This is a genomic window from Aquimarina sp. Aq78, from assembly GCF_900299525.1.
GTDB lineage: Bacteria > Bacteroidota > Bacteroidia > Flavobacteriales > Flavobacteriaceae > Aquimarina.
This window is the reverse complement of record NZ_OMKA01000029.1, coordinates 324,951-337,788: the sequence shown is the minus strand read 5'-3', so window position 1 is coordinate 337,788 and position 12,838 is coordinate 324,951. Positions and strand designations below refer to the sequence as shown.

Annotated in this window: 9 protein-coding genes; all 9 read right to left on the bottom strand. The window is 32.8% G+C overall.

Annotated elements, in window-relative coordinates; translation table 11 throughout:
- Window positions 1-11: 11 nt before the first annotated feature.
- On the bottom strand, window positions 12-1,376 hold the full coding sequence (locus DG435_RS20980) for an MATE family efflux transporter (RefSeq protein ID WP_106791491.1): 1,365 nt from the start codon (window positions 1,374-1,376) through the stop codon (window positions 12-14).
- Between the two features lie 2 nt (window positions 1,377-1,378).
- Window positions 1,379-3,589 carry a DUF5916 domain-containing protein gene (locus DG435_RS20975; protein ID WP_106791492.1) on the bottom strand — a complete coding sequence of 737 codons (2,211 nt, stop codon included), beginning with the start codon at window positions 3,587-3,589 and terminating at the stop codon, window positions 1,379-1,381.
- Window positions 3,586-5,025, bottom strand: coding sequence for a DUF3526 domain-containing protein (locus tag DG435_RS20970; protein WP_106791493.1), 1,440 nt, complete (start codon window positions 5,023-5,025; stop codon window positions 3,586-3,588). Before DG435_RS20970 ends, DG435_RS20975 begins: the two co-directional genes overlap by 4 nt.
- Window positions 5,022-6,458, bottom strand: a complete 1,437-nt coding sequence (locus tag DG435_RS20965) for a DUF3526 domain-containing protein (RefSeq protein WP_106791494.1) — start codon at window positions 6,456-6,458, stop codon at window positions 5,022-5,024. Before DG435_RS20965 ends, DG435_RS20970 begins: the two co-directional genes overlap by 4 nt.
- A 1-nt stretch (window position 6,459) precedes the next feature.
- The gene (locus DG435_RS20960; RefSeq protein WP_106791495.1) at window positions 6,460-7,158 is read right to left on the bottom strand and encodes an ABC transporter ATP-binding protein; all 699 of its coding nucleotides are present in this window, start codon (window positions 7,156-7,158) and stop codon (window positions 6,460-6,462) included.
- Between the two features lie 7 nt (window positions 7,159-7,165).
- Window positions 7,166-8,350, bottom strand: a complete 1,185-nt coding sequence (locus DG435_RS20955) for a hypothetical protein (protein WP_106791496.1) — start codon at window positions 8,348-8,350, stop codon at window positions 7,166-7,168.
- 16 nt (window positions 8,351-8,366) lie between these two features.
- Window positions 8,367-10,742 (bottom strand): TonB-dependent receptor, encoded by a 2,376-nt coding sequence (locus DG435_RS20950; RefSeq protein WP_106791497.1) that lies wholly within the window; start codon window positions 10,740-10,742, stop codon window positions 8,367-8,369.
- 69 nt (window positions 10,743-10,811) lie between these two features.
- Complete coding sequence (locus DG435_RS20945) at window positions 10,812-11,729, bottom strand: hypothetical protein (RefSeq protein WP_106791498.1); 918 nt, start codon at window positions 11,727-11,729, stop codon at window positions 10,812-10,814.
- A gap of 2 nt (window positions 11,730-11,731) precedes the next feature.
- Window positions 11,732-12,211: a hypothetical protein gene (locus DG435_RS20940; protein ID WP_024772539.1), complete on the bottom strand. Its 480-nt coding sequence runs from the start codon at window positions 12,209-12,211 to the stop codon at window positions 11,732-11,734.
- Window positions 12,212-12,838: the final 627 nt, after the last annotated feature.

Sequence of the window (12,838 nt, the reverse complement as noted above, 5' to 3'; positions counted from 1 at the left end):
ATTTGATTTCACTATTTCTGAAACGCAATTCTTTCAGAAGTTGAACTCAACAGTTTTTTAAGTTCAATAGAAGATACTACCCATAATACTAATGCATAGATTATATTTTCTATAACAAGAGTATAATATATTCCATTAATACCAAATACTTTAGGCAAAAACCAGATTAGTGGTAGAAACAAAACGATTTGTCGACTTATCGGAAATATACTGGCAAGTTTTCCTTTTCCTATGGCTTGAAAAAAAATAATACTACTTGAGGCAATAGGCAATAGAAATAATACGGCCAAAATACTTCTTAGATTGAAAATTTCTTGTGAATCTAAAACCATATCCGGAAGCATCAATTGAATACAATATTCAGGAAAAATCAATACAGGAATCATAAACACCAGTATAAAGGAAACACCGCCTATTCTAAATGTCTTTATCGCTTCAATACATCTTGATATATTAGATGCTCCATAGTTGATTCCTATTATGGGTTGCATTGGTTGTAATAAACCTAATACTGGTATTGCCAAAAATGAAAATAATCTAAATGCAGCACTAAAAAAAGCAATATCATGAGGAGTACCATACCATGCTAAAGTCCTAAATAAAAAAAACTGCTTTATAACATTAGACAATTGCATAACAAAAGCAGACGTACCTACGTTAATCACATCTTTTATGATGTTTTTTTCAATTTTGATACTAAATTTTCCGGTGCTAAAAGATGCTTTTCCATTAACAAAATAAAGCGAAGTTGCTATCGCATATATGAACATGGATATGATACTACTCCAGGCGGCACCAGCAATATCCATAGAAAAGGTGTGAATAAATAGAGGAGTTAATGCGATGTTTAATAGTACAGATAGTACAGTAAATGTCATCGCTTGTTTAATCTTACCTTCGGATCTAATAAGTCCATTGGCAGAAAGACCATAAATACTAAAAAAAGCTCCAAGAATAGATATTTTAAAATAAGATATACCATATTCTAGCATAGCACCGGTAGCTCCCATAAAAGTTACCAGTTCTTCAGAAAAAAGTATCCCTACAATCATTAATATCAGCGAACTAATAAGAGAAAGCGCAATCATATTTGGAATTACTTTTTGTTGTCTTTCTGTATCACCAGCACCAATAGCTCTGCTCAAAACTGAAGACGACCCAGCGGCAATAAAAACAGTAACACTGGTAATAACCAAGGTGAGAGGAAACAATAAAGAAATCCCTGCAAATGCTTCTGTTCCTATGAAATGACTCACATATACAGCATCTACCAGAGAATTGATAGAAATAACCATCATTCCTAATATGCCTGGTAAAGAAAGTTTAATCATTAATTTCCAGAGATTATCTTTTAATATATCAGGCTGTTTTTTCACATTTAAAATTGTTTCAAAAAAGTAATTTTACTAATGAACTGTTGGTTTCTCTGTATAGGGTCTAGTGATGACTTTATTTGAGAGTCGTTAAACACAAGGTAAATAAAAGATAAAGGCATATATTCCCAACTAAATCGTGCATTCCACCTTCCTTGCTTATTAAATGAATTATACTGATAAAAGGTAGATAGTTGCATTCGAGGAGAGAGTGCAAGACGAAGGCTGGCAGAATATAAATCGGTTTCTAAACTTTCTTTTTGTAGACCTATTTTCCTAAGATTATTATGTTCATAATCTGCAGTTAAGGCAATATGTGGTAAAGGAGCATATCGCATACCAGCCGTAATAGTATTTCTATGTCCATTATAGAAACCTCCCCATTCGTATTTTAAAGAAGCAGATAATTTTCTTGATCTATCAGAGTTGTATCGTACAAACTGTCGAGTATAGAAATATCTTTTTTCTTCAATTGATATTCCTAAAGGGTTAAAATCAAAATTTATATTTTGCCAGGAAGGTGTAACAGAGTATTCTACAAAGCTGTTGTCTTTAAAAAAGATGTATACAGGAAAAAGATACAAACTTGCTTGTTGAAACTTTTCAGGGTTTTGAAAATCATGATAATAACTGGCAAAAAAACCAGGATCCCAACGGCGAATCCAAGGAAGTTTTTTTGGCCTAACAATAAAATACCCACCTGGATTGTGTTTTATCACATCATTCTGAAAAACAAAACCTGTTCCTGGATTATAATCTTTACTAACAAAATCTGTAGACCACCCCCAGTACATTTTATTACTTCGATATCCTGAAAAAACACTTCCTGCTTGTCCCCATTTACCTGCTTGATCATCATATGAGGACGAAGCGAGATAAGAAATCGTCCATTTGTTTTTTATTCGTACCAGGCCATCAATCGTTGCAGTTGTATTGTTATTCTCATCTGTATCTAATGCTTTGCTATTTTCATCTAAACGATGATTGATCATAACGCCCACGTTATTTTCTTTTCCATAATTCTGTAGATACCGAAATACTCCGAAATTTGCGTTGGGGGTATTATCCGTTTTTCTTTGATGGATATATAATCCGGCCAGAGTGCGCTTATCATTTCTATCTGTAAAACGTGTTCCAACATCGATTGGAGCGGGAATGGCATTAAATTTCCCCTCGAGCCCTATTTTTCTGCTAAAAAATGGACGAATTAAATTACTGGAAGCTCCAGCCCAGATTCCCGAATTTTCTAAAAAAAATTGCCTTCGCTCTGGGAAAAAAATATTAAACCGACCAAGATTATTAACAGCTCTATCTACATCTGCTTGAGCAAAATCGGTATTAACAGTTACATCCAAAACAGATCGTGAACTTATAGCCCATTTTGCATCACCTCCAAATTTTATTTTACCTTCAGAGTTTTTCTCTCCTTTGTTATTGGTAGTAGTATATTGATATAACGAATAAGGTTCTACGCGAAGATTAACACCCGAATCCGGAAGTTCTAATCCTTTTAATTGTGCCGCATATGTCATTCTGTAAGGAGAAAAAGATTGAGGAATAGCTGGAAAAACGGTTCGTTCATAGTCTCTTCTTGCTAATCTGCTAAACGTAATTCCCCAGGTAATATCTTCTTCTTTTTTTTGTGTATCATATCGAATAGAAGTAAAAGGTATCGCAAACTCTGCATAATATCCTATATCGGTTCTATGAGTACGTACAGACCAAAGTGCATTCCAGTCATTATCGGTACTATTATCATTAAAATTCTGTAAATCTCGTTGATTACCATACGGAGTTGTCTGAAAAGAAACACAGTATTGTTTGAGATTTTGAGGATCTAATTGTATGCTAAAAATATCATTTTCACCATCACTAAAATCTCTTCTTAAATCTTGTACACGAACTCCTTTTTTTCCTAATGAATCTTCACAAAATACTCCTATGTATAACTGTTTCTCATCAAATAAAACACGTACTTCGGTTTTATAAGTATAAGCTCCTCCCTGTCGGGGTTCCATTCTAAAAAAATCTTTGGTAACAGGAGTTTCCTGCCAATCAGACTCATTTAGTTTCCCATCGATTTTTATGGAACCCTTAACACGTTTTGCAAAAACTTGGGGAGGATCACTAGGGGGTGGAAAATTTTGATTCGTATCTTGTGCAATACCGATCATATGTTGCATAATAATTACTATGACACAAAGTGAATTTCTCATATTCTCTTTTTTTTCATTATTACAAAGCCTATCACAAAAAACAAGATCATTGCAATACTAACCTTTGCTATTCCTAATAAAATAAGAGTGCTCCATTTTACCTCATCTCTTTGTATGGTAAAAGATGGTAATCGAGAATAATCTTCAGGTTGTATAGGTTTATCCCAAAATAGCTTCTGGAAATAAAAATCTGAAATATTGCGATGAAATAACTCAATAGAAGTATGAAACTGGTGAAAGGTATTAAGATCTGTTTTGGCAATGTGAATAAATACTCCTTGCATATTTACCGCAGGGTTTATCCAATGTAAATCAGAGGTCCTTTGATTTCTTTGATATATTTGATTATTATAGTGATCTACATCCTCTTTGCTATGCATATCTTTTAGTGACGTTAATGCTGCATATGCTTTTGCTAGGGTATTATTATGTATCAGACTATCAGAATCCTTAAGATGTGGGTTATGTGCCAAAAATTCGGTGATGACTTCTTTTGCTTCATTCTCATCTTCCTCATTTTCCAGGCTTGTTCTACGGGTGATTTCTGCAAGTGATGTACTGTTTGTAGGATATTTGGCAGTTATCCAAACATTAAGTACCGCAGGTATTATGATAAGGAATAGTAACCAAACTCCTGCTGCACTTATAGCAGTAAAGGATGAATTCATTTTAAAACTTACGATACAAAACAATATCGCAAACCAGAATGCAGAATAGACAATGACTCCCAGTAACCAAAAAAGAGTTGCCAATCTATTTTCTGAAATCATAATATTACCCGAAGTAGTAAGTCCAATAAAAGAAATGAGCAACGCTAATCCAGTGATGAGACAGAAATAAAAAACTAATCGTATTATAATAATTTTTCTAATACTTACTGTCTGAATATGTAATAATGGTAGTACTCCACTTTCTTTTTCTCCTGAATATAAGTCATAAGAAAAGGCTATAATCAATAGTGGAAAGAGGTAAATTAGAACAAATGATAAATCAAAATTACCAACATATAGTTTTACGGGATTTGCTATCTCATTTTCAAAGAGCTGATAGTGTAAACTCATTCCTGTAAGACGGTAATAAAATGGATGTAAATCACATTGTCCAATTGCTAAAGCAGCATAATCATGCGGATGTAAAATGGCATGATATCCATGTCTATGCCATGCGTAAGCTGGATCGGATGCAATTGTTAGTTTCTTTTTTTGTGTTACAGAAGCCAACTCTTCTTTAAAACTTGCTTGATATTGATGAAATTCTGTTTTTTCAATTTCTATAACATCTTTAATAGTTTCTCGCTGTACCTTAATCTCTGATTGTCCATAATAGATTGCATAAAGCCCTAATAAAAAAGTGCACCCCAGCATTACTATTTGGAAAATATTTCGAGTAAAAGAAACCCACTCAAAACGTAATAATGTTATGGTTACTCTATTCATAATACTGGTTTGATTTTACGGGATGAATATCCTAGAAGGAAAAAAACGAGAATTGCCCAACAACATAATGACAATAGTTCTATTCGATATAATAGTAGTATCTTATACGCTGGCATTGTTTTATAACGAAAACCGTTGACTGTTTTCCATAAGTTTTTACTTGCTTTATATTCATAAAACTCTCCATACCTGGAGTTTTGAGCCATATCATGATTCATTTTCCGGATTAATTCTCTGCGGTACTTTTCTGTTGTTTTCTGAAAATGAATAGAAGTATGGAGATCTGTGGCTGTAAGTCCCATAGATACATTACGTATAGACAAATATGGAGTGATAAAACTTGATAGACTGCTGATACGGTTTTGTTTATCGAAAATTTTTATTAATCTTTTCCAATGTATATCATATACCTTGTTTCCATAATCCTCTCCCACTTGCATACGTATTCCTTCAAAATTTAATGGTAATTTGTGAATTGAATCTACTTTATAATCCTGAAGGTATTTCTTTTTTAATTGCTCTTCTCGAGTAGTTTTTGGAGTTTTACCGTCTAAACCATTTCTAATGTCTTTTTGGATTGCTTCTCTATAAATTTTCATAGAGGGTAGAGGGTAGAGACTTTCTCCTAAATTAGCCGTTGTTTTTGGGATAATAATGGTAAAAAGAATCCAGCAGGTTAGTAAAGTAAGTAATGCATTTCTCCCCGTTGATGATTGAATAGAAACCCATACTGAAAAAGAAACAAAAATCAACAAGTACAATGCATATATAAGTATCAAAAACAGTACACGTAGCCAAGGATCGGGAATACTGTCTGAAGTTGTTATTCCCGTAGATAGAATAATGGCTAAGGCAAAAAATGGGAATACTATAGCAAAAAGAATACTTAAATATGCTAGTATTTTCCCCCAAATAATTGGAGTGTAAGAAACTCCCTGACTTACTAATAACTTAAGAGTTCCGTTTTCTCTTTCTTCTGTAAATGCAGGAAATGCCAAAAATATAATAAGTAAAGGAATTAATACTTGTAATACCAATGAAGCACTAAGTTCTCCAAACCGAATCATACTACTGTGATCTTGTGCCGGACGAAACATAAACTCATGCTGATAATGCGCCTCCAGATATACTGAAGTCCCTGTAAAAGTATCCAGCCCAAAATCAAACAGACTTAAAATGGTTTTTGGTTTAAATACAAAAGTACCATAGTGTGCAGCTATGTGCGGGTGTTTGTCCCCTTGTTCCAACCATTCTTTTCTGCTTTTTTCTTGTGCATTTTCTACTACAGTTTGTTGTTGTGTATATGCTATATATCCTGCATATAAGGCTACACTAAGCAATCCCATGATGACAATTGCCAGAGCTGTGATCAATTTCTGCCGTAATGCAATTTGTATTTCTTTTTTAGCAATCAGGAATACTGGATTCTTCATTTTAATTGTGCATATGTTTTAAGTACAATTTTTCAAGATCCTGGAAACTAACATCTTTAGATTCAAATTTTTCTAATAGCATACCTTCTTTCATAATGCCAATATGTGTACCAGTGTCTTTTGCTCTAAAAAGATCATGAGTTGCCATTAAGGTAGTAACTCCTTTTTCTTTCATGTTCAATAGCAATTCAGAAAATTCGTTACTGGCTTTGGGATCGAGTCCAGATGTGGGTTCATCGAGCAATAATACTTTTGCTCCTCGTGCTCTTGCCAAAGCGATACCTACCTTTTGACGCATTCCTTTCGAATAACTACTTACTCTTTTGTGTATAAAATCTATCTGTAAGCCTGATTGTTCTAATAGTTCTTCCAGCTCACCTTTGCTTTGATTTCCTCCTCCTAATCCACAAAAAAACCTCAAATTCTCTAGCCCACTAAGGTTTTTGTATAGCATCAGGTTTTCAGGAATATAGGATAGTAATTGTTTGGTTTCCTTATGCTTGGAGACATCCATATTATTAATCATTGCTTTACCATGAGTGGCATCTATAAAATTTAGAAATAGATTAATGGTGGTAGATTTTCCTGCCCCATTTGCTCCCAACAGGCAAAAAATCTCACCTTCTTTTATGGTAAGATTTAAAGATTTTAGAGCGATGAAATCTCCAAATTTTTTTGTTAAATCAATTGCTTCAAGCATTTTTATATTATTTTAATGAGATCAATCCTGTTATATAGCCACTATTACTTTTCATTTTTCTTGAAACGGTACCAGAGCTAATTTCATAACTGTATAAAGCATCTTCTTCTGTGCCTGCAATGGCAAAAAGAACTTCTTCTTCGGAAACTTTTTTCATAAATGATGTGCGAGATGCTGCAAATGTATTGGGTAAAGAAGCTTCTAAATCTCCCAAATCTGTAGTGCTGGAAAGATCAATTTTACGATATCTAAAAGCTGGATTGGCCCCGTCTGTTCCAAAAAAATTGTCATCATTTTCAGAAATAATGGTACATGCTACTCCGTTACCAAAATGATATAACCCAAAACATGTTTTACCAGTGGCAGCTTTCAGATCAAAAAAGTAATCTTTATCAAATTCAGTTTCTCCTGCTTTGATTCTAAGAACACCGCTTGGTTTATCGCTAAACAACCCTGAAGCTTGGATGTAAATATCTCCTTGAGCGTCTGTTGTCATAATTTCAGAAGTAAGCGTATTGAAAAGTGTGGCTGTACGATCATCTGTTATAATTTTACTTAAGGAATTTGTGTTTAAATCTACTACGGCAATCTTAGCAGTACCGGATCCTCCAAAATCATTAAGAGTGATAAATAGATAGGTGTCTCTTATAATCATATCAGAGTAAAAAAGACCATCGCCAGCATCTTTTAGATTTATTTCTCCCGTAATTCTCATAGTAGTTGGGTTAAATTGAATAACCTTAGATATTCCGCCTCCAACTGTTGCATAGCCGGTAGTTTCATTAAGAATCTCGAGAGAAGAAAAAGAATTAGATCCTGGAATTATTATTTCTTGATCTAAAATAGCTTTCCCCGTTTTATCAAACACAAATTTTTTCATTGTTGCTGGAGCACCAAAACCTGCCGTGAACATAGATTTTCCATCAGAATATATAGAAGAGAACTGGCCTACTTCTGTACCATTGGCATTGTCTATCGAAGGTTTATTAAGATCTGTAAGTCCTTGTAAAAAAGTTGTTTTCACATCTCCTGCACCTGATACTATGGCCAGGCCATGGTTTATTTTTACAGTTGTTTCTTCTGGAGGAATAGAATTATCATCGCTTTTACATCCTGATAGTATGCTTATTGTTGTAAAAATAAATCCTGTAAAAAGTATGTGTGCTGCTCTTTTTAATGTGTTCGTTTTCATTACTCTAGTTTTTGTATTATGATTTAAATAGTGAGGTTTTTAACTTAAGATGCCATGATCTTCCTGGTTTTTGAACTCCAAAATTATCATAGGCTTGTTGATCAAATATGTTGTGAGTTTCGAGAGTTACAGTATATTGCTTATGCCTTCCTGTATATGCAATTCCTATATTATGAAGCCATTGAGTTGGCACGACTAGTTTATCTTCTTTTCGTCCATCAATCTCCCAATACCTAAAAAATTCTTCTACATAGCGGGTAGACCACCATACTTGTAATTGGTCATTACGCTTCATTAAACTATTTCTGGTAATTTGAATTTCTCCATTTCCGAATAGATACGGTTTGTTGGGTAGACGAGCTCCAAAATAGCGATCGTTAGATACTCCTGAAGCTTCTTTTTTGGATCGGTTTCGCAAATCCTGAAAAGTGCCATTTAGCGTAATATTTAACCATGATAATGGTCGCATGCTAATTTCACCTTCGACCCCTATAATTCTTGTTTTTAATAAATTTTGATAGGTACTCAAAACAGGAGGTGGAACCGCTTGAAGTATAATAATATTCTCTATCTCTCTAAAAAAACCATTAGCTTCTATGCTCCATGCTTCTTCTTTAAAACTCCCTCCGAGATTAATATTATGACTTCTTTCGGGTTTTAAATTGGGATTGGCTGCTACTGCAACACTAAAATCTCCTAAAGTTTCAATTCTATCTGGTAACCTTGTGGCATACTCATAAGATAGTTTACTTAAAAAATTACGATTATGCCTCCAGGAAAAAGATTGACTTGCTCCAAATTCTGTCTTTTGCTGTTCTACCTCATCGATTTCATTATTTTCAATTTCAAAACCTTTTGCGGTATAGTGATATAATTTTACAGCACTGTGACTTACTATTTTTTTATCTAGAAAGTCTTTTTCTAGACCTATCCCACTAATAATTTTATTGATATGTACAGGGTTTTTATAGTAATCATTTCCGTAAAACGCAGCTGCAACGGGATCTTCTCCTGATCGTTCAAAAAAAGAGGTCACACCATTAAAGAGAATTCGTGAAGTAGTATTGACATTATATTTTAGATTAATTCTTCCCGAAATATTATCTCCGGTAAGTTTTAATTTATTTTGAGAAGGTGTAATCTCGCCTCCAGAGGTTCTCTGCCCAATAACTTCTCCTCTCCAGTTGTATATATTAAGTGTTGTATCATCAAAATTAGTAATAATTCTATTGTATCCTATGTATAGATTAGCATCAAGGTTTTTTATAAGATCTTTTTTTTCATATTGTAATGCGTTATTGTATACAGATACTTTGTTAAGTGCTTCCCCGTAAGGTTGTCTCATTTCGAAATTATGCTGAATCTCATCATATAAATTTGCATAAGAAAAATTGAGTGTTATATAATCTGCCCAGGATTGATCTATCAACCCTACATCACCTTTTATCATATAACTTCTAAAAGCATCGTGAAACTTTTTTGCAGAAATTGATTCTGGATTACCTTGTTCATTAATAAGTGTTACATCGTTTAGTGTGTAATTATTGTCTGAATACGTGTAATACCCTGTTAACCCTGCTGTTAGGCCAGAAGGCATTACTTTTCTCGCATTTACTGTTGCTTGCCAAGTATTAAATGAACTATATGCTGCCGATGTTTCAAAAAAATCATATTTCTCTTTTCTTGTAACTATGTTAATAGCGCCTCCTAGTGCATCTGCCCCCATACTTACCGGAACAGCGCCTTTATATACTTCCATTCGTTTAATAAGATTAACAGGAAGCATAGCCAAAGAGGGGCCTATTCCTAATTCTTCTACGGGGAGTAAAAAATCCATGGGAACTCCATTTACAAAAAGCTTTACTTGTCTACCACTTAATCCTTGAATAGAGATTTCTGTGGCATTTCCAACTCCTCCGCTTTGTCTTATTTGTACTCCGGGTACTGTACTTAAAAGATCAGATGTAGTGACAGATCTATTATTAATTTTTTTAGCTTCTATAACAGATACTGTTGTTGTACTATTTCTAATTTTTGTTGCTTCAGATGTACTCAATACTGTTACTTCACTTAATTCATCAAGTTGTTTAGCAAGGCGAATTATTATTTTTATTTCGGGTTGATTTTTAAGTAGTGTTATTGTTTTTTGCTGTGTTTGATATCCTATATGGGATATCACAATCTGGTAGTCTCTCAATTTTAAATGTTCTATTCTAAAAACTCCTGAAGTATCGGATACGGTGCTTTTATTTATTTCAGGAATATATATATGGACAGTAGATAAAGGGGTTCCTTTTTCGTTGGTTATCGTACCAGAAATTACTCCTTCCTGACCTATAGAAATGATTGGGATTAGTAAAAAAACAAGTATAAAATATGAGATATATTGCATATAGAAGTAGTAGACGATTTATTGTATTTAATTATGTATTCTGATTTTTTAAGAATAGAATGTTATTTGTTATAAATTAATTTCCTGAATTAACTCTTCTGAACTCATTTCTTTAAAAATTGCTTTTTCTATCTCTGACATTTCATCTTTATGAAATAAACCATTTGATTTTTCCCACAATTGTTTTGTTTCGGGAGTTAATTGATAGGCTTCATCTTTATCTTTCTTTAATAAATAGGTTTTTTCATCTTCTTTATGAATTTCGAGTACCTGCTGATTTCTTAATAAATAGGATGATGAGGTAGTTAGAGGAAGTACTTCTCTTTCTTCATTGTATAATAAGAATTCTTTATTCGAAGAAAGTTTTATTGTTGTTTCCTGAAGAGGTTCAATTTCAAAAACACGTACTTTAGTTTTTAATTCTCCTTGCTTGTTTTGGTAACATTCAACGATTTTTATAGGAGTTTTTTCGGATGAATGATTTATAATTATAGCTTTTCTTTCTTCATTTTCTATAATTTTATCTAGTGTTATTCTTTCAACAAAAAAGAAATCATCAACTGCTGTTTTAGAATACTTTATTTCTCCAGAACTGTGTACTTCTGAAATAAGTGTGTATTTGCCTAAAGGTGCATTGTTAGGAATGGTATATGTAAAGTAATAGTGTCTTCCGGATTGAATATTCTTGAGTATTTGTATTAATTGTTCTCTTTTACAAGCTCCACTCAAATAATCTGCTAATAACAGTAATGGAACATTTTTATTTAAGTATTTAAGTGATTGTTCTTTCTCTTGTGTTACATCGTTTATGGGGTTTGGTAACCCCAAAACATGTTCTTCAAAAAGCATAGTAACATTTCCGTTAGGGTCTTTGACACCTATTCTAACCCAAGGAAACACATGTACATTTTTTAAGGCAGAGATATTAAAGTTCCAGTGAATAGTAACAGTCTTACCAGGGATAGCTCTTTTTGGAAAAATACTCATGACTATTTTCTTAATGCTTTAAGTTGTTCTTTGCTATATTGGTTTGCATACTTCCTGAACCATTTTTCAACCGTTTTTTCTCCTAAATAATCATAGGTTACAGATAGTAAAAACTCTAACTTTTGCAAATACTCTTTTTTGGCTTTTTCTGGGTCTTTCATCATATTTCTTGTACGATCTTCTTTTTCTTTTTTTGAAGCAGGAACATGATGAAAATAAGTTGTGTTAAAGTATTCCTTACTAAACTCGTGATATTGAGGAGTAAAAAGAATCATATTATGCCACATTTCGTCGATAATTAAAAGATCATCTGGTATAAAAACTCCTGGAATCTGACTTATGAATAAAAACTTGAGTGTTTCATTAAAAATGTCATTTACTTCTTCGGTTTCTATTTGATACATATCATTAAACCTCGAAATAATGTCTTCATTTTTAAACTGAAGAATATTTTCTAATTGTTTTTTGTCTAACCTTTTCATGCTTAAATCTTATTAAAAAACGGTAGTACGATTTATCATACTACCGCAATAGATGTCTACAATGTAGATGAACAATGTCCACAGTTACTACAATGTGTACCTCCAACTGGATTGGCTGATTTTTCGGCTAGAATCTGAGAGATTAGCGCTTCTTTTTTAATTTGCATGATTACAATAAATTAAGATTATACCTACTCTGTTTTTTAAGGTTTTCGGCTCGCCCTTTGTTGCAACATTGTTGCAATATATAAGATATGTGTATCAGATGCAATGCTGTTGCATTTAAAATAATGTTAAAAAATGACCTTCATCGATTCTACTGGGCTTACTAATTTTTTAGGATAAATTATTAAAACCCATATATTACTTTATTTGATTGATCAAATTTCTATATGTTTCCAATTAGATTGTTTTAGTTTTTAATCTATGCGTATAAGATTGTGAACTCAAAAGGGGGAATTTTGATAGAGAAATTGTGAAATGTCTTTTTGATTATCGATTAAGAGCATAATTCAATTTATAATAGTTAAACTATTATAAATTATAGTTAAACTTTTTTATTTAATAGTATTACTATTATATCTTTGTTTTAAGAAAATAAAAATATCATTGTTCGTTTTGCCAAGA

Excerpts from the sequence above, each read along its gene's own strand:
- DG435_RS20975 (WP_106791492.1), bottom strand. The coding sequence starts at position 3,589 with ATGAGAAATTCACTTTGTGTCATAGTAATTATTATGCAACATATGATC.
- DG435_RS20970 (WP_106791493.1), bottom strand. The coding sequence starts at position 5,025 with ATGAATAGAGTAACCATAACATTATTACGTTTTGAGTGGGTTTCTTTT.
- DG435_RS20965 (WP_106791494.1), bottom strand. The coding sequence starts at position 6,458 with ATGAAGAATCCAGTATTCCTGATTGCTAAAAAAGAAATACAAATTGCA.
- DG435_RS20960 (WP_106791495.1), bottom strand. The coding sequence starts at position 7,158 with ATGCTTGAAGCAATTGATTTAACAAAAAAATTTGGAGATTTCATCGCT.
- DG435_RS20955 (WP_106791496.1), bottom strand. The coding sequence starts at position 8,350 with ATGAAAACGAACACATTAAAAAGAGCAGCACACATACTTTTTACAGGA.
- DG435_RS20950 (WP_106791497.1), bottom strand. The coding sequence starts at position 10,742 with ATGCAATATATCTCATATTTTATACTTGTTTTTTTACTAATCCCAATC.
- DG435_RS20945 (WP_106791498.1), bottom strand. The coding sequence starts at position 11,729 with ATGAGTATTTTTCCAAAAAGAGCTATCCCTGGTAAGACTGTTACTATT.
- DG435_RS20940 (WP_024772539.1), bottom strand. The coding sequence starts at position 12,211 with ATGAAAAGGTTAGACAAAAAACAATTAGAAAATATTCTTCAGTTTAAA.